An 18,173-nucleotide genomic window follows, 5' to 3' on the forward strand; every position below is an offset into this window, starting at 1 on the left:
CGTACTCCGGCATTAATAACGGATTTTCGGGTCGATGACGGCGTACAGCACGTCGACGATTGCATTGAACAAAATGGTCAATGCGCCCACCAAAATGGTCAGGCTGAGAACCAGCGAGTAGTCACGGTTTAATGCTCCGTTAACAAACAGCTGGCCGATGCCCGGCAATCCGAAAATGCTCTCGATAACCATAGAACCGGTGATAATCCCAACGAAAGCCGGCCCCATATAAGACAGTACCGGCAGCAGCGCGGGTTTCAGTGCGTGACGCAGGATAATGCGACGCAGCGGTAAACCTTTGGCGCGAGCCGTACGGATGAAGTTGGAGTGCAGAATTTCAATCATAGAACCGCGGGTGATACGCGCGATACTGGCAATATACGCCAGTGAGAGTGCGACCATCGGCAGGATCATGTATTTCGCTCCGCCGCCATTCCAGCCACCGCCCGGCAGCCATTTCAGGGTAATCGCAAATATCAGCACCAGTAACGGCGCAACCACGAAACTGGGGATAACCACCCCGGTCATCGCGACGCCCATCACGGTATAATCCCATTTCGTGTTTTGATTCAGCGCAGCAACAACCCCCGCCGAGACACCAAAGAAAATCGCCATGATAAATGCCGCCAGCCCGAGTTTCGCGGAAACCGGGAACGAGGCCGCAACCAGATCATTAACGGTGTAATCCTTGTACTTGAACGACGGGCCGAAATCGCCTTTCGCCAGCTGTTCTAAATAGTGGAAATATTGCTTATACATCGGGTCATTGAGGTGGTATTTCGCCTCAATGTTCGCCATCACTTCTGGCGGAAGATTACGCTCACCCGTAAAAGGGCTGCCCGGTGCGAGACGCATCATAAAAAACGAAATGGTGATCAGAATGAATAGCGTCGGAATCGCTTCCAGACAGCGGCGTAAAATAAACTTTAACATTGCCCGTACCTGTTTCTAAGCCTGTCACTACAGCTTGATAGTTTATGGCTTGGTCACGACGGCCATCGGGTGATTACCGTCGTGGTGGCTCTTTGCTTCAGCACGAAAATTTCGCGCTAAAAACTTTACCTTCATCAAAATATAACGAGCAGGGCAGCTCGGGGATGCCCTGCTCAGCACTATTTAATTAGTGTTTGATGATGTACAGATCTTTCACGTAGACGTTGTCTTGTGGATCTTTACCGGTGTAACCCCCGACGTAAGGTTTCACCAGACGGGCGTTCACATAGTAATAAACAGGTACGATGGCAGAGTCTTTATCCAGCTGAGTTTCCGCTTTCTGATACAGCGCCGCGCGTTCTTCGTCAGTTTTCACATTCAGAGTATCAGCGATGTCTTTATCAAACGCCGGGCTCTTATAGTGCGCGGTGTTGTTGCTGCTGTCAGACAGCATGGTGTTCAGGAAGGAAGAAGGTTCGTTGTAGTCAGAGCACCAGCCCGCACGCGCAACGTCGAAGTTGCCCTGATGACGGCTGTCGAGGAAGGTTTTCCATTCCTGGTTGACCAGTTTAACGTCGACGCCCAGGTTTTTCTTCCAGATAGCGGCAGCCGCGATAGCCAGTTTTTTGTGCAGATCAGAAGTGTTGTACAGCAGATCAAACGTCAGAGGCTTAGCGGAAGTGTAACCTGCTTCAGCCAGCAGTTTTTTCGCCTGCTCGTTACGTTGTTCCTGTGTTTCTTTGAACCAGGCCGGAGGCGTCAGTTTTGCACCATCGGTGTAAGGCGGGGTGTAGCCGTACGCTGGCAGATCGCCCTGCGCTTTCACTTTGTTCACGATGATGTCGCGATCCAGGCCCAGTTTCAGCGCTTCACGAACGCGGGAATCAGTGAATGGTGCTTTCTGGTTGTTGATTTCGTAGTAGTAAGTACACAGATACGGGTCAACATGAACTTCAGCCGGGATTTCTTTTTTCAGTTTCTGGAACAATTCGATCGGCATGTTGTTGTAAGTCATGTCGATTTCGCCGCTGCGGTAGCGGTTTACGTCTGTCACTTCAGAAGAGATTGGCAGGTAAGTCACCTGGTTGATTACAGTTTTCGCGTTGTCCCAGTAAGTCGGGCTGCGTTCCAGAACGATACGTTCGTTGACGGTCCAGGCTTTCAGGGTGTACGCGCCGTTGCTCACGTAGTTTTCAGGCTGAGTCCATTTGTCGCCAAATTTCTCAACCACTTTTTTATTTACCGGCTTCATCGCGGTGTGAGACAGCATTTTTACGAAATATGGAACAGGTTCGGTCAGTGTCACTTGCAGGGTATGGTCATCAATCGCCTTCACACCCAGGGTATCAGGGCTTTTCTTGCCGCTGATGATGTCATCAATGTTTTCGATGTGGCCGTATTGCAGGTAGCTCTCGTATGGAGAAGCGGTTTTCGGGTCAGCCAGGCGCTGCCAGCTGTAAACGAAATCTTCTGCAGTGACAGGATCGCCATTTGACCATTTAGCTTCCGGACGCAGGTGGAAGGTCCAGACTTTAAAATCTTTGTTATCCCAGCTGGTTGCTACGCCAGGGATTACGCTGCCGTCTTTGCTGTCGGTATTGACCAGGCCTTCAAGCAGATCACGGATTACGTTTGATTCCGGCACGCCTTCAACTTTATGCGGGTCAAGTGACTGAACTTCAGAACCGTTATTACGCACCAGTTCTTGTTTTGCAGCCAGTGTCACGCCAGCAGGCACATTGGCCGCAAATGCGTTATTGACAGAAATTGTGCCCACTGCAGCCATGATGCATGCAGCCAGCAGATTTTTTTTTGTGATGTTGGTCATTTTTATTTAACTCCAATTTTTATTATGAACTTGCACACCCGGGTGCAAGATAAACCCTTGCTGGGTCAATGGGTTTCAAAAGCAGGAACGAATTGCTCGAGAAAGGCCCCCCATGTAGTACCACCCGCAGATGGCTGTCCCCTATTACTGCATGTTGCTACATCTCAGGTTTGATGAAACGTCAGGCTGTATTCGCCGTGCGGTTTCCGGGATCGTTGAGGATGATCCCACTCCATTTGATAACCCCGTACGCCACTCCACAATGTTCAGTCGCACACCAGGCAATCACATTCTGTTATTTCTGTACTTCACCCGATTATTTTCTTTTAACCCGAATTAAGGCGATAGAAAATCCGTCGCAGTTAAGCGCTGTCATTCATTTTAATCAGAAGAAGTACTGAAGATTTGTTTTGTTGAATCGGGAGAGTCAACACAAGGTTGTTAATTGTCGTCATCTCAGTGCCTGACTTTCTTTTCACGGAAAGCGAGCGAGGATAATTTTGTGATACGCATGATGACACGACACTCTCCAAAACAAATGAAATTGCTTCAATCTCTCTATGCCTGGCAAGATTCATTCTCACTCAGAGCATGACTCTAAACAAAATTCCATTTTTGAAGACGATTTGAAAATTATCAGAAGCCTGATACGGGCGCCAATAAATTTTGCAAATTTGTTACGTAATTCTCTTTTATGCGTTAAGTGTGCCAGAAGGACACCCACGACCTCGCATCAGATATGACACTTAACCCATTGTTATATGTCGAGTTAACACGCTGTTTCTCACACCTTTTTGTAAAGGCGGTTGTTCAGGAACTGCTCTGACACAATCAGTTAACAATGGGATGATTTCAAGGATAAAGCGCTGTTAACTGCTGTGTTAACACTAATAACATCTCGGTACGGCCTGCACAAGCCTTACAGAATGATGTGGATAAATTAACGGCAATACGGGCAATAAATAACAGTATTTAGCGAAGAATTAGCTAAGTTTATTAGAATAAATGGAGACTTGGATTAAAAAGGAAGGTGAGACGTAGATTTACGCCACATTAGGGTGCAAATGCTCTCAATTAAGCCATTAGCTGCACTATATTAATGCATAGTATTATAAGAAGGGGTAATAATTCTCACGGATAACGTTAATGTATCCGCGAGAATTTGCAGGCTAAGAATCAGAGCAAACCGGGGAAAATAGCTTTAATACCGGTGACGATAAACTCAATACCGAGTGACATCAGTAAAAGACCCATGATACGGGTAATGACGTTGATGCCGGTTTGCCCTAACAGGCGGACTAATAAAGGTGCCGCACGGAACAGCAACCAGCAACAAAATGCAAAGAAGATGATGGCAACGGTCAGCCCCAGCAGATTCTGCCAGCCGTTGTAGCGTGAGCTCCAGACAATCGTCGAGCTTATCGCACCCGGCCCGGCCATCAGCGGTAACGCCAGCGGAACCACGCCAACGTTTTCACGGATCGCCGTTTCTGACTTCTCCTGTTTATTCTGCTTATCTTCACCCAGCTTGCCGCTGATCATCGACATCGCTATCGTCACCACCAGGATACCGCCGGCAATACGGAACGAATCAATGGAAATCCCGAACAGGTGCAAAATCGCATCGCCAAGGAAAAGCGCCGTCGACAAAATAATGGCCACTGACAGGTTGGCTGTCATGTTGGTCTTATTACGCCCTGCCGCTGCCTGATAGCTGGTCATGCTGATAAACACCGGCAAGATCCCCACCGGGTTGACCAGTGCAAAAAGGCCGACGAAAAATTTGATATACCCTGAAAAATCTAATAAAGATTGGCTCACGCAGAACTCCGCACAAATATGCCAGCAGAAGAAGGTTTTGATGGGCGCTAATGTACTGGAATCCCCGTAAAGGCGCCACGCCGTTTCATAGTTTTTATCACCAGATTTCGAAATAAAGGTAGTGAATAAGGCTTTTGTTAAAAATGAGTTTTTTTATTGATAACTTTAGCTACTAAACTGTATTATCCATGGGTAAATTTGATAATCATTCTCAACAACACCCTGCTGAAAGGTGTCAGCATCGGTATTTAGTGATCCAGATCAAATTCACCCTGCCTACAAATAGGTAAGCTCAGTACATAGTCACTCAGCGTTACTTGAAGACAAAACGTTCAGTGATAAAGGTGATTTAAAAGATATCGACTTTACCCGGTGCTTCACAACTGAAAGCTCTTTGAGCAAATAAAGAGACAAAGACAACACATTGAGATCCTTAGCATTAATTAGTTTCTCACGGTGACTGATAGCAGGTCTATACTAGTCTTTGGCGGATTATTTACTAAAAGAGTTTAACTTTATCAGGAGAGCATTATGGCTGTAACAAATGTCGCTGAACTAAACGCACTCGTAGCACGAGTCAAGAAGGCACAGCGCGAATATGCCAACTTCAGTCAAGAACAAGTAGATAAGATTTTCGCTGCCGCCGCCCTGGCTGCTGCCGATTCTCGAATTCTCCTTGCCAAACTGGCTGTTGAAGAATCCGGAATGGGTATCGTCGAAGACAAAGTGATCAAAAACCACTTCGCCTCTGAATATATCTACAATGCTTACAAAGATGAAAAGACCTGTGGCATTCTGGGTCAGGATGATACTTTCGGTACCATCACTATCGCTGAGCCAATCGGCCTGATCTGCGGTATCGTTCCAACCACCAACCCGACTTCCACTGCGATTTTCAAAGCGCTTATTAGCCTGAAAACCCGTAACGGCATCATCTTCTCCCCGCACCCACGTGCAAAAAATGCGACCAACAAAGCTGCTGATATCGTGCTGCAAGCCGCTATCGCTGCTGGTGCACCAAAAGACATCATCGGCTGGATTGATGAACCAAGTGTAGAACTGTCTAACCAATTAATGCATCACCCTGACCTGAACCTGATTCTGGCAACCGGTGGTCCTGGCATGGTTAAAGCCGCATACAGCTCTGGTAAACCAGCGATCGGTGTAGGTGCAGGTAACACCCCAGTTGTTGTTGACGAAACTGCCGACATCAAACGTGTTGTCGCTTCTGTTCTGATGTCTAAAACCTTCGATAACGGCGTAATCTGTGCTTCTGAACAGTCCATTATCGTCGTTGATTCTGCTTATAACGCAGTTCGCGAACGCTTCGCTTCCCATGGCGGCTACATGCTGCAGGGCAAAGAGCTGAAAGCGGTTTCTGATATCATCCTTAAAAACGGTGGCCTGAACGCTGCTATCGTAGGTCAGCCAGCAGTGAAAATTGCTGAAATGGCCAGCATCAAAGTTCCTGCTAACACCAAAGTGTTAATCGGCGAAGTCAGCGTTGTTGACGAATCTGAACCGTTTGCACACGAAAAACTGTCCCCTACCCTGGCAATGTACCGTGCTAAAGATTTCGAAGATGCGGTAAACAAAGCTGAGAAACTGGTAGAAATGGGCGGTATCGGCCACACATCTTGTCTGTACACAGACCAGGACAACCAACCAGAACGTGTGAACTATTTTGGCAACAAAATGAAAACCGCACGTATCCTGATCAACACCCCGGCTTCACAGGGTGGTATCGGTGACCTGTATAACTTCAAACTTGCTCCTTCTCTGACGCTGGGTTGCGGTTCATGGGGTGGTAACTCCATCTCTGAAAACGTCGGTCCTAAACACTTGATCAACAAGAAAACTGTAGCGAAGCGAGCAGAAAACATGTTGTGGCATAAACTTCCGAAATCAATCTACTTCCGCCGTGGCTCACTGCCAATCGCGCTGGAAGAAGTGGCAACGGATGGAGCGAAACGCGCCTTCATCGTGACTGACCGTTACCTGTTCAACAACGGCTATGCTGACCAGATCACCAGCGTTCTGAAAGGTCATGGCATTGAAACTGAAGTGTTCTTCGAAGTTGAAGCGGATCCAACACTGAGCATCGTTCGTAAAGGTGCTGAGCAAATGAATTCCTTCAAACCAGACGTTATCATCGCTCTGGGTGGCGGTTCCCCAATGGATGCCGCGAAGATCATGTGGGTTCTGTACGAACACCCGGACACTCAGTTTGAAGATTTGGCGCTGCGCTTTATGGATATCCGTAAACGTATCTACAAATTCCCGAAAATGGGCGTGAAAGCAAAAATGATTGCGGTCACCACCACTTCCGGTACCGGTTCTGAAGTCACTCCGTTCGCCGTTGTCACCGACGATGCAACTGGTCAGAAATATCCACTGGCTGACTATGCACTGACACCTGATATGGCTATCGTTGACGCAAACCTCGTCATGAACATGCCGAAATCACTGTGTGCCTTCGGTGGTCTGGATGCAGTGACTCACGCACTTGAAGCTTACGTTTCTGTACTGGCTAATGAATATTCTGACGGTCAGGCTCTGCAGGCACTGAAATTGCTGAAAGAAAACCTGCCAGCCAGCTACAAAGACGGTGCTAAAAACCCGGTAGCTCGTGAACGTGTTCACAATGCGGCAACTATCGCGGGTATCGCGTTTGCCAACGCCTTCCTGGGGGTTTGCCACTCAATGGCCCACAAACTGGGCTCTGAGTTCCATATCCCACACGGCCTTGCTAACGCCATGTTGATTTCTAACGTGATCCGCTACAACGCCAACGATAACCCAACCAAACAGACTGCTTTCAGTCAGTATGACCGCCCGCAAGCGCGTCGCCGTTACGCAGAAGTTGCTGACCATCTGGGTCTGGGCGCTCCTGGTGACCGTACTGCACAGAAAATTGCAAAACTGCTGAACTGGTTGGATGAAATCAAAGCGGAACTGGGCATCCCAACGTCTATCCGTGAAGCTGGCGTTCAGGAAGCAGACTTCCTGGCTAAAGTAGATAAACTGTCTGAAGATGCGTTCGATGATCAGTGTACCGGTGCTAACCCACGTTACCCTCTGATTGCAGAACTGAAACAGATTCTGATGGATACCTACTATGGTCGCGAATTCAGCGAAGAAGTTGCTGAAGAAGTGGTTGTTGCAGCGCCTAAAGCTGAGAAGAAAACCAGCAAAAAATAATCTGCTTAGATTCTGATAGCAAAAAACCCGCCGGAAGGCGGGTTTTTTATTTCAGGAAACAAATTAGGCTAAACGGTTTATCCTGACGACATCATCCTTTCCAGAAGCGCTGTAATGGCCTCAGACGGACTTAGGGTCATCCTTCGTGTCAATAGCCGCCATCGCCTCTTTGTAATGCTTACGGCACACGGAAACGTAGCTTTCATCCCCGCCAATAACAACCTGTGCGCCATCATGCAGCGCATTGCCATTTTCATCTAAACGCAGATTACGGTTTGCCTTACGGCCACAATGGCAAATCGTTTTGAGCTCAACCAGCTTGTCCGCCCAGGCCAGTAAATATTCACTGCCCTCAAAAAGCTCGCCACGAAAATCCGTCCGCAGCCCATAACAAAGCACAGGCACATCCAGATCGTCCACAACGTCTGTGAGCTGCGATACCTGCGACTTGGTAAGAAACTGGCACTCATCTATCAAAACGCAGCTCAGACGCTGTGAGCGGTTCTCCTGCGCTATCAGATTGAAGAGCTCAGTGTCTTTGTTATAAAGCTCTGCATCGGACGACAGCCCGATACGGGAGCTGACTTTCCCAACGCCAAAGCGATGATCTAATTCTGCGGTCAGCACCAGTGTACGCATACCACGTTCTTGATAATTATATGAAGATTGCAACAACGAGGTAGACTTACCGGCATTCATTGCCGAGTAATAAAAATAAAGCTGAGCCATGAAACAGTGACCCCATAATGTATTGGATGGCATAAATTTTCGGCGGCTATTGTACCACACGCCAGCCAGCCTATAACAATAAGTAGAAAGGGATTATCCCCTTCCTGTCGATGTGTCATTGCATTTGAAAAAAACACAGAAACTTACAAACAGAGATTATAAAAGCATTAGATGATAATTAGTTAACGTTACTCATTACCTACGGATGTACTCCTTATATGTTACAGGGTCGCCATAATTGTATTGTCTATACATTAATGGGCGATCCCAGGGAGATCCAATGTATTGATCATTCGCCGGGCAGGATCTTCGCGCGCTCATTTGCCATATCTTTACATTGAATGTCTTCACTTATCCTTTAATTTTGTGAACAATCGCATGCTTATAAAACTCCCTATGAAAAGCAACAATAACCCCTGGCAAAGTATTGAAACGCGGGTTATGGCCCCCAGATAAATAGCCGGTCTGGCCCCAACTATATTTTCATACGATAAACACTATTTGCTTTAAATGCGTAAATTAAGGTCAGGCAAACAAATTGGCTATTGCAGAATAGCAAAGAGCATTCTATTATTAGCCAAACGCCCCCCACCAATATAATTCGAGACTAGTATAATGAGCGAAGCATTAAAGATTCTGAACAACATCCGTACTCTGCGTGCGCAAGCAAGAGAATGCACTCTGGAAACTCTGGAAGAGATGCTGGAAAAATTAGAAGTTGTTGTGAACGAGCGTCGCGAAGAAGATTCTCAGGCAGCTGCTGAGATTGAAGAGCGCACACGTAAACTGCAACAATATCGCGAAATGCTGATTGCTGACGGTATTGATCCTAACGAATTGCTGCAAACTATGGCTGCTACTAAAGCAACCGGTAAAGCAAAACGTGCAGCACGTCCTGCTAAATACAAATACGTTGATGAGAACGGCGAAAACAAAACCTGGACTGGCCAGGGTCGTACTCCAGCTGTAATCAAGAAAGCAATCGAAGAGCAAGGTAAATCACTGGACGATTTCCTGCTGTAATTGCCCTTATTAACAGCAATGTTAATACAAAAAGCCCGTCATCACTGACGGGCTTTTTTTTACTTTTAAAACCGCGCGTTTTCTCATTCGCAATTCACGCTTTTAAACTACGCAAAGCAATAAATCAGCACGATTAAATAACCATCAGAATAAGCTGAATTCATAAAAAAGGCCGCCCACAGGCAGCCTTCATCGAAAAAACAAACTCAGACCTGATAGAACCCGCGATACCAGTCGACAAAGTTCTGCACGCCCTGCTCCACCGGTGTTTCAGGCTTGAAGTTAATAGCCTTATACAACGGCGCTGTATCAGCGCTGGTGTCTTTTACATCACCAGGCTGCATCGGCAGCAGGTTTTTATCCGCCACCGTACCCAGAGCCTTCTCCAGCGCGCTGATATACGTCATCAGCTTAACCGGATTGTTATTACCGATATTATAAACAGCGTATGGTGCAGAGCTGCTTGCCGGAGAACCATTTTCTACTGTCCACTCTGCATCAGGCTGCGGGATAACATCCTGCAAACGTACAATCGATTCCGCGATATCATCAATATAAGTAAAGTCACGGTACATTTCGCCGCGGTTATAAACATCAATACTCTGCCCGGCAATCATGGCTTTGGTAAATTTAAACAATGCCATATCCGGACGGCCCCACGGACCGTATACGGTAAAGAATCGTAATCCGGTCGTAGGAATACCATAAAGATGTGAATAAGTGTGAGCCATTAATTCGTTGGCTTTTTTGGTCGCGGCATATAATGAAACCGGATGATCAACAGAATCATCCGTTGAGAAAGGCTGTTTTTTGTTCAGGCCATAAACCGAGCTGGACGAGGCATACAACAAATGCCCGACTTTATTATGACGACAACCTTCCAGAACGTTAACAAAACCGATGAGGTTAGAATCAGCATACGCTAAAGGGTTTTCGATGGAATATCGGACACCAGCCTGCGCAGCCAAATGAATAACGCGCTCAAAACGCTGCTCTGCAAACAATGCCGCCATACCTTCACGGTCAGCCAAATCCAGCTTAATAAACGTAAAGCCGTCTTTATTCTCAAGCTGAGCGAGCCGGGCAAGTTTGAGGTTGACGTCATAATAGTCATTCAGATTATCAAGACCGACAACTGAATGGCCTGCCGCCAGCAAACGTTGTGACACATAGAACCCAATAAAGCCCGCTGCGCCGGTTACCAGATATTTCATGAAGTCTCCTTACAAAACGGGATTGATTGATGCACCACGGCCAATGCCATAGTAAGTAAATCCGCGTTTTTCCAAACGTTCCGGATCGTATAAATTACGACCGTCAAAAATGACCGGCTCTTTCAATGCCTTTTTAATGGCATCAAAGTCTGGCGCGCGGAAATTCTGCCACTCGGTACAAATAATCAACGCATCGGCATTTTGTAATGCGGACTCTTTTGTCCCCATCAATTCCAGATCGTCACGTTGCCCGTAAATACGCTGAGTTTCATTCATCGCTTCCGGGTCATACGCTTTGATTTTTGCACCGGCAGCCCAGAGCTGTTCCATTAATATGCGGCTGGATGCTTCACGCATGTCGTCGGTATTTGGTTTGAATGACAGGCCCCAAAGCGCAAATGTTTTGCCTTTCAGGTCATCACCAAAGTGGCGCTGAATGAACGTTGGCAATTTATATTTTTGCTGATAATTGACCTGCTCAACAGCCTGAAGCAATTTTGGCTGGTAGCCAATGTGCTCAGCGGTACGGATCAGCGCCTGAACGTCTTTCGGGAAACAGGAACCGCCGTAACCGCAGCCTGGATAAATGAAGTGGTAACCGATGCGGGAATCAGAACCAATACCCTGACGCACTTTTTCGATATCTGCGCCCAGCATTTCAGCCAGATTGGACATCTCATTCATAAAGCTGATTTTGGTCGCCAGCATGCAGTTTGCAGCGTATTTGGTCAGCTCTGCGCTGCGGATATCCATCAGGATCATGCGGTCGTGATTGCGGTTGAACGGCTCGTACAGTTCACGGATAGGGTCAATGGCATCCGGATTATCCGTACCAATAACGATACGCTCAGGTCGCATGCAGTCAGCCACTGCCGCGCCTTCTTTGAGGAATTCAGGGTTGGAGACCACGTTAAAATCGATATCAACGCCGCGTTCTTTGAGTTTCTCCGTCATCACAGCGCGAACTTTATCGGCGGTGCCAACAGGAACGGTGGATTTATCAATGACCACTTTAGGTTCGGTCATGTGCTCGGCGATGGTGCGCGCCACAGCCGTGACATATTTCAAGTCTGCGGAGCCATCTTCATCCGGAGGTGTACCGACAGCAATAAACTGAACCGTTGCGTGCGCCACGCCTTCAGCCGCATTGGTGCTGAACAACAAACGCCCTGCTTCATAGTTCTGCTGAACCAGCGGAGTTAAACCTGGTTCGAAAATTGGGATCTGCCCATTTTTCAGGTTTTCTACCTTTTTAGCATCAACATCGATGCACAATACTTCATGCCCGACTTCAGCAAGAACCGCCGCCTGAACAAGTCCGACGTAACCGATACCAAAAACTGTTACTTTCATCAGCGAATTCCTATTTGTTATTTATAATCAACGCAAAATAGACAGCCAAAATTCCGAACCGGATTATACCAGTTTCAGCCGCTCGTGCCGCTGGAAAGGCATATTTTGCATAAGATAGGTCTTAGAAGAAGGGGATAAAACAGAAAGGCAAAATAACCTGCGGAAAAAATACTCAATATTATGAAGACATTGTTATTAATACGTCAGAATTTGCTCACTCAACTGAGAGCATTAATCTCAGACGTCCACCCGATCCCCACACCTGACACTGCCACGCCTCACACCGCTGACTGATCTGATTGGAATACGTTGCCCCGGTGGTGCCCAGCGGAACGCCATTACTTAGCTGAATCATATTTGTCCCGGTATTTACGTTCGCGTGTAATCCCGCTGACACCAGAATGAGGTTTTTTTGTTCAGCATGATAATAACCCAGTAACAACGGGAATTGTCCGTCGAGATTGGCTTGTTTGAATACATGATTCACTTGTTTCAGTAATGTCGACATTTGCGGTAAACGCTGATGCTGATTACTCAAATGTTCCCGCAACAAACTGTTGAAAATAGCGCGCAGTAATAATGCCGCGAGAACGCCATTTTCATTTGCACGCGTCACATCCAGACAATAAAAACCCAAATCTTTCGAAGACAGCGCCGCAATATCGAGCACCAGGCCCGGCTTATCCGCCGTGGTCAGTTGCCGGTAATTAATCCGGCAATGCGCCAGCGTTTGCTGAACCGGCGGCTGCAATTCCTGCAATAAACGCTGCGCCTCGTTGGGATTACGGCACAGCGCTTCCCAGTCCTGGACCAGCGAACTCTCCTCCATCGCCTGCGATGAAAACAGTTTGGGATATAAAGAAGAGAGCAGCGCCTCGCGCAAACGCTGGAGATCATTAATCGGTTTGAGCAGAACATCTTCGACGCCAAGCCGCAGCATCGACGCCACGTCGGTCATTTTATCGGTCGCGGAGATCACCAGAACGGGGATTTTATTGCCCTGCAATCTTAAGTTTTCGACAAACTCCATGCCGCCCATTTCGGGCATCGCTAAATCGCAGAGGATGAGATCAGGGGGATAATCTTCGACCAGAGACAATGCTTCCAGCCCGTTTTGCGCTTCTGTAAAGGTGGCACCCAGGGAACTTACATAGCCAGCAAGGAGAGATCGAAAAACCGCTTCGTCTTCAACGATGAGAATATGCTTGCTTGTAAGTGGCTTGTCCATCAGGGTCCCCCAGAATTTCTTATTCTAATAGTGGCTCATAAAGCCTGTTTCTGCTTGGCAGAATTGTCAGATTCCGGCAATCACATTTTAAACCATTCAGAACTGTCTATTTTTTATCAGGGGCAGCAAATGCTCTCTCTGTTTTTCAACGGCGAGGCGTCCGGCCTCAATCGCTTCTTCAGCACGATGAAAATCCAGCGTCGAGATTTGCGGACAATAAGGCTGGATCAGCACATCCGGCGGATCCCCTGCCATACGGTTACGTTTGAGCCGGTTTTCCAGCACCTGAATGGACGTGGACATAATCTCCATCGCCGACGGGCTGACATTCGGTTTGCGCGCGTTTGGCCGGGTCAGGCGCTGGCGAATTCTGTCACGCCAGCTCAGATCTTTCTCAGTATCCAGTGCTTCGCCGGTAGGTTGTACGGTCAGTAAATCCTGTTGCATCAGATGAGCGTCATGCTGCAAATCGACGGCAATCACGATATCCGCCCCCAAAGCGCGGGTCAGCGAGATGGGCACCGGGTTCACCACCGCGCCATCGACCAGCCAGTAACCGTTATGCCAGACCGGTGCCAGCAGGCCGGGCATACTACAGGACGCGCGCACTGCCTCAGGCAAATCCCCTTTGGTCAGCCACAACTCGCGCCCGGTGCTCAGGTTTGTCGCCACCGCGCCGAATTTCTTCGAACACTTTTCAAAATCCGTGATGCGGATAATCTGCCCGACGGCGTTAAACACGCGCTCGCCGCGCAACAGGCCACCGCGTTTCCAGGAGAAATCCATCAGCCGCAGTACGTCCCAGTAACTGAACGAACGCACCCAGCTTTCCATCGACGGCAAGCGGCCACTGACATATGCCGCGCCCACCAGCGCGCCGACGGAACATCCGGCCACCACATCGACCTCGATATCCATATCTTTCAGGGCATTGATCACCCCGATATGTGCCCATCCTTTTGCTGCGCCGGAGCCTAACGCGAGGCCAATGGTGACTTTTCTGCTCATCTGATGACCTTAATATTGCGCAATAGTGAAGAATCGGCCGGGAAGCGCGTTGTCACCCGGCAAGTTTGTTAGGTAACATATCACTTTGGTGCATTCAATAGCGCAACCTGCGCACCGGCAGCCGATTCAGGAGTTCCCGTGTCACAACTTTGCCCTTGTTGCAGCAACCTTTCCTATGAAGAATGCTGCCAGCCATACCTTTCTGAGACCGAAGTGGCGCCCACTCCGTCGGCCTTAATGCGTTCGCGGTACACCGCGTATGCGATGCAAAATGCGAGTTATCTGATCGCCACCTGGCACCCGGACTGTCAGCCCGAACAATGGCGCAGCAGTTTACAGGAAGGCTTCGCCAATACGCACTGGCAAGGATTGCAGGTTATTGCGTCGCAGGACGGACGTGATGCAAACGAAGGCTTTGTCGAGTTTGCAGCGCGTTTCACCGAGCCCGGTGATGAAAAAGTTCATCTCATCCATGAACGCTCGCGATTTCTTCGTTTGAAAGATCGCTGGTACTATATCGACGGAATTAAACCGCAGACAGGCCGCAATGACGCCTGCCCGTGCGGATCGGGTAAAAAATATAAGAAGTGCTGCGGTAAATAAACCGGCTGCTTAATTAATACGAGAATTCGACAGGATCCACACCCTCATGCCGCAACAGAACGTACAAACTAAGGTGTTACGCACCATTTGCCCTGACGCAAAAGGTCTGATCGCCAAAATCACCAACATTTGCTACAAACACGAACTCAACATCGTGCAAAACAACGAATTTGTGGATCACCGCACCGGGCGCTTCTTCATGCGTACCGAGCTGGAAGGGATCTTCAACGACAACACCTTGCTCGCCGATCTGGACAGCGCGCTGCCTGCCGGTTCAGTGCGTGAACTCAACAGCACCGGGCGTCGCCGCATCGTGATTCTGGTCACCAAGGAAGCACATTGTCTGGGCGACCTGCTGATGAAAGCGGCTTACGGCGGTCTGGATGTGGAAATTGCTGCGGTTATCGGTAACCACGATACACTGCAAACGCTGGTTGAGCGTTTTGATATTCCGTTCCATCTGGTCAGCCACGATGGCCTGACCCGCGAACAGCACGACAGCGCTATGATTGCGCAAATCGACCAGTACCAGCCTGATTATGTGGTCCTGGCGAAATACATGCGCGTCCTCACGCCAGGTTTTGTCCAGCATTACCCGCATCAGGTGATCAACATTCACCACTCATTCCTGCCGGCCTTTATCGGTGCACGTCCGTATCATCAGGCTTACGAACGTGGCGTGAAACTGATTGGTGCCACGGCGCACTACGTTAATGACAATCTGGACGAAGGTCCGATCATCATGCAGGACGTTATCAACGTCGATCACACCTATACCGCTGAAGATATGATGCGTGCAGGCCGTGACGTTGAGAAAAATGTGCTCAGCCGCGCGTTATACCGCGTGCTGGCGCAGCGCGTATTTGTTTACGGTAACCGCACCGTTATTCTGTAATCCGCGCGCCTGACGGTGCTTTTCGCTCAGAGAAGCACCGTTAAGGGCAAAAAAACCGCAAACGAACTTTTTTATCGCTTTCAGCGCTTTACACATCCGTTTCATTTGGTATTATGCGCCCCGTTCGCAGCTAACCGCTGTAACGAGAAATCATCCATGTAGCGCATGATGATTTTAAAAGAGTAAAGACCACGAAAATTGTGGTGGGGTTCCCGAGCGGCCAAAGGGAGCAGACTGTAAATCTGCCGTCATCGACTTCGAAGGTTCGAATCCTTCCCCCACCACCATCTCAAGTAGTTCGCCATACCTTCCGGTAAAAACAAAAAATCAAGTAAAGCACAAATCGGGAAGGATAGAGAATCTTCGACCCGAAGGTTCGAGCCGAGCGAAGCGAGACAACGTTGCGCAGCAACGGCCCGAAGGGCGAGGACGCAGGCCGAGTCATCCTTCCCCCACCACCATCTCAAGACTCATCCCTGAGTCTCTTCTCCAAAAAGCACCTTTCCAGATTCCAATTCAAACCTGAACAAAATGTCCCGCTGATACTTCCTGATATTGCCTTTGCGGTGGAATATAACCGTTATCGCGCACCGGGCTTTTCAGCTCATCGACCTGCATCTGCCTTTTCAGCATTCTGCGCGACGGATCTGGCACCGGCACTGACGCCATAAGTTTGCGCGTGTACGGATGCTGCGGATTATCGAATATCGCCGCACGCGGTCCGATCTCCACAATTTCCCCCAGATACATGACTGCCACGCGATGGCTAACCCGCTCTACTACCGCCATATCGTGCGAAATAAACAGATACGACAGATTCATGCTTTCCTGCAAATCGAGCAGCAGATTGACCACCTGCGCTTTCACTGACACATCCAGCGCGGAAACCGATTCGTCGGCCACAATCACTTTTGGATCCAACGTCAGCGCGCGGGCGATACAAATTCGCTGACGCTGCCCGCCGGAAAATTCATGCGGAAAACGACGCATCATATCCGCCGACAGCCCGACTTTTTGCATCAGCGACGCCGCTTTTTCCCGCGCATCACTGCGGTTATGCAGTTTGTGTTGCAGCATCGGTTCGATCAGCGCGTCGCCAATGCGCATACGCGGATTCAGGCTGGCAAACGGATCCTGAAAAATCATCTGGATACGCTGACGCATTTGCAAAATATCGCGTTTACCCAGATTCATCACATCAAAACCGTCGAAATCAATCGCACCGCTATGCGGTTTTAGCAAACGCGTCACGGCGCGGCCGGTCGTCGATTTTCCGCAGCCGGATTCCCCGACCAGTGAAAGCGTTTCGCCCTGGAATAATTCGAAGCTGATGTTTTCAACCGCATGCACCGCGCCGACCTGACGGCTGAACACCCCGCCATAGACCGGAAAACGCGCGCTCAGATTCTTCACCGAAAGCAGCGGCGTCACCCCGGCATCGACCGTTCCGGACACTTCCTGCGGCGTATTCGCCTCACCGGTTTGCAGATTGATTTGCGGGAAACGCAGCGGCCAGTCGCGGCCACGCATTGATCCGAGTTTGGGCACGGCGGCCAGCAGCGCGCGGGTATAAGGATGTTGCGGGCGATGGAAAATATCCTCCGTCGCCCCGCTTTCCACCGCTTCGCCGCGATACATCACCAGCGTCCGGTCGGCGATTTCCGCCACCACGCCCATATCGTGCGTGATGAACAAAACGGCCATGTCCTCTTCTTCCTGCAACGTCTTGATCAAGTCCAGAATCTGTCCCTGAATCGTCACGTCCAGCGCAGTTGTCGGTTCATCGGCAATCAGCAGTTTGGGTTTCAGCGCCAGCGCCATGGCAATCATCACGCGCTGACGCATCCCGCCGGAAAACTGATGCGGGTATTCATCAAACCGTTTTGCCGCATTGGGAATGCGCACCTTCTCCAGCAGTTTCAGCGTTTCCGCCCGTGCCTGCGAAGAGGACATTCCCCGGTGACGTTTCAGGCTTTCGGCGATTTGCCGCCCGATGCTGAACGTCGGATTGAGCGACGTCATCGGTTCCTGAAAAATCATCGCCATCTCGTTGCCGCGAATATCACGCATCTCCTTGTCCGATAACGCCAGCAAACTGCGCTGATTCAGCCGTACTTCTCCTTCAATCTGGCTGTTTTGCGCCTTGAGCAGACGCATCACCGACAGCGACGTTACGCTTTTTCCCGAGCCGGATTCGCCGACAATCGCCAGCGTTTCGCCGGGATAAACGTCAAACGACAAATCGCGCACCACCGGCAGCCAGTCGTCTTCGCCGCGAAAGGACGTGGTCAGATGCTTAACGCTCAGCACGGGCTGACGGTTTTGCGGCTCGTTCAT

At 49.2% G+C, this 18,173-nt stretch carries 13 protein-coding genes, 1 tRNA gene and 1 other RNA gene; 6 read left to right on the top strand and 9 right to left on the bottom strand.

The features are described from left to right. Nucleotides 1-12: 12 nt before the first annotated feature. The 3 genes from oppB to KWG64_RS05420 form a co-directional block, all read right to left on the bottom strand. Nucleotides 13-933: an oligopeptide ABC transporter permease OppB gene (oppB, locus tag KWG64_RS05410; protein WP_152325914.1), complete on the bottom strand. Its 921-nt coding sequence runs from the start codon at nt 931-933 to the stop codon at nt 13-15. Between the two features lie 187 nt (nt 934-1,120). Further along, a complete protein-coding gene (gene oppA, locus KWG64_RS05415; protein ID WP_195812579.1) occupies nt 1,121-2,761 on the bottom strand; it encodes an oligopeptide ABC transporter substrate-binding protein OppA in 1,641 nt (546 codons plus the stop codon). A gap of 1,176 nt (nt 2,762-3,937) precedes the next feature. After that, nucleotides 3,938-4,582, bottom strand: a complete 645-nt coding sequence (locus KWG64_RS05420) for a YchE family NAAT transporter (RefSeq protein WP_104921625.1) — start codon at nt 4,580-4,582, stop codon at nt 3,938-3,940. A 531-nt stretch (nt 4,583-5,113) separates the two neighbouring features. Between KWG64_RS05420 and adhE the strand changes: the two genes are divergently transcribed. Then, a complete protein-coding gene (gene adhE, locus KWG64_RS05425; RefSeq protein ID WP_218521165.1) occupies nt 5,114-7,783 on the top strand; it encodes a bifunctional acetaldehyde-CoA/alcohol dehydrogenase in 2,670 nt (889 codons plus the stop codon). A gap of 120 nt (nt 7,784-7,903) precedes the next feature. On the opposite strand, the gene KWG64_RS05430 is transcribed toward adhE, so the two are convergent. Further along, nucleotides 7,904-8,512, bottom strand: a complete 609-nt coding sequence (locus tag KWG64_RS05430; protein WP_218521166.1) for a thymidine kinase — start codon at nt 8,510-8,512, stop codon at nt 7,904-7,906. A 615-nt stretch (nt 8,513-9,127) separates the two neighbouring features. On the opposite strand from KWG64_RS05430, the gene hns reads away from it, so the two are divergent. After that, on the top strand, nt 9,128-9,535 hold the full coding sequence (hns, locus tag KWG64_RS05435) for a histone-like nucleoid-structuring protein H-NS (protein ID WP_013575950.1): 408 nt from the start codon (nt 9,128-9,130) through the stop codon (nt 9,533-9,535). A 206-nt stretch (nt 9,536-9,741) separates the two neighbouring features. On the opposite strand, the gene KWG64_RS05440 is transcribed toward hns, so the two are convergent. From KWG64_RS05440 to rssA, 4 genes are all read right to left on the bottom strand, one after another. Beyond that, nucleotides 9,742-10,749 carry an NAD-dependent epimerase gene (locus tag KWG64_RS05440; RefSeq protein WP_195824546.1) on the bottom strand — a complete coding sequence of 336 codons (1,008 nt, stop codon included), beginning with the start codon at nt 10,747-10,749 and terminating at the stop codon, nt 9,742-9,744. 9 nt (nt 10,750-10,758) lie between these two features. Further along, the gene (locus KWG64_RS05445) at nt 10,759-12,102 is read right to left on the bottom strand and encodes a UDP-glucose/GDP-mannose dehydrogenase family protein (RefSeq protein ID WP_218521167.1); all 1,344 of its coding nucleotides are present in this window, start codon (nt 12,100-12,102) and stop codon (nt 10,759-10,761) included. A 214-nt stretch (nt 12,103-12,316) separates the two neighbouring features. Next, nucleotides 12,317-13,330, bottom strand: coding sequence for a two-component system response regulator RssB (gene rssB / locus KWG64_RS05450; RefSeq protein ID WP_195812583.1), 1,014 nt, complete (start codon nt 13,328-13,330; stop codon nt 12,317-12,319). A 96-nt stretch (nt 13,331-13,426) separates the two neighbouring features. Then, a complete protein-coding gene (rssA, locus tag KWG64_RS05455) occupies nt 13,427-14,338 on the bottom strand; it encodes a patatin-like phospholipase RssA (protein WP_152325907.1) in 912 nt (303 codons plus the stop codon). A gap of 138 nt (nt 14,339-14,476) precedes the next feature. On the opposite strand from rssA, the gene KWG64_RS05460 reads away from it, so the two are divergent. The 4 genes from KWG64_RS05460 (at nt 14,477) to KWG64_RS05475 (ending at nt 16,297) form a co-directional block, all read left to right on the top strand. Then, nucleotides 14,477-14,941, top strand: coding sequence for a YchJ family protein (locus KWG64_RS05460; RefSeq protein ID WP_218521168.1), 465 nt, complete (start codon nt 14,477-14,479; stop codon nt 14,939-14,941). A 46-nt stretch (nt 14,942-14,987) separates the two neighbouring features. Further along, nucleotides 14,988-15,836, top strand: coding sequence for a formyltetrahydrofolate deformylase (gene purU / locus KWG64_RS05465; protein ID WP_101076920.1), 849 nt, complete (start codon nt 14,988-14,990; stop codon nt 15,834-15,836). Between the two features lie 202 nt (nt 15,837-16,038). Next, nucleotides 16,039-16,123 (top strand) — tRNA-Tyr (locus KWG64_RS05470). A 44-nt stretch (nt 16,124-16,167) separates the two neighbouring features. After that, a non-coding RNA gene (locus KWG64_RS05475) (RtT sRNA) lies at nt 16,168-16,297 on the top strand. A 55-nt stretch (nt 16,298-16,352) separates the two neighbouring features. Here KWG64_RS05475 and KWG64_RS05480 read toward each other — a convergent pair. After that, nucleotides 16,353-18,173 (bottom strand): ABC transporter ATP-binding protein, encoded by a 1,821-nt coding sequence (locus KWG64_RS05480; protein WP_218521169.1) that lies wholly within the window; start codon nt 18,171-18,173, stop codon nt 16,353-16,355.

Origin of the sequence: Rahnella sp. PD12R, assembly GCF_019200965.1 — a bacterium.
In the GTDB taxonomy this organism is placed as follows: domain Bacteria; phylum Pseudomonadota; class Gammaproteobacteria; order Enterobacterales; family Enterobacteriaceae; genus Rahnella; species Rahnella laticis.

Coding starts and splice junctions, on each gene's coding strand:
- oppB (WP_152325914.1), bottom strand. CDS start 933: ATGTTAAAGTTTATTTTACGCCGCTGTCTGGAAGCGATTCCGACGCTA.
- oppA (WP_195812579.1), bottom strand. CDS start 2,761: ATGACCAACATCACAAAAAAAAATCTGCTGGCTGCATGCATCATGGCT.
- adhE (WP_218521165.1), top strand. CDS start 5,114: ATGGCTGTAACAAATGTCGCTGAACTAAACGCACTCGTAGCACGAGTC.
- KWG64_RS05430 (WP_218521166.1), bottom strand. CDS start 8,512: ATGGCTCAGCTTTATTTTTATTACTCGGCAATGAATGCCGGTAAGTCT.
- hns (WP_013575950.1), top strand. CDS start 9,128: ATGAGCGAAGCATTAAAGATTCTGAACAACATCCGTACTCTGCGTGCG.
- KWG64_RS05440 (WP_195824546.1), bottom strand. CDS start 10,749: ATGAAATATCTGGTAACCGGCGCAGCGGGCTTTATTGGGTTCTATGTG.
- KWG64_RS05445 (WP_218521167.1), bottom strand. CDS start 12,102: ATGAAAGTAACAGTTTTTGGTATCGGTTACGTCGGACTTGTTCAGGCG.
- rssB (WP_195812583.1), bottom strand. CDS start 13,330: ATGGACAAGCCACTTACAAGCAAGCATATTCTCATCGTTGAAGACGAA.
- rssA (WP_152325907.1), bottom strand. CDS start 14,338: ATGAGCAGAAAAGTCACCATTGGCCTCGCGTTAGGCTCCGGCGCAGCA.
- purU (WP_101076920.1), top strand. CDS start 14,988: ATGCCGCAACAGAACGTACAAACTAAGGTGTTACGCACCATTTGCCCT.
- KWG64_RS05480 (WP_218521169.1), bottom strand. CDS start 18,173: ATGAACGAGCCGCAAAACCGTCAGCCCGTGCTGAGCGTTAAGCATCTG.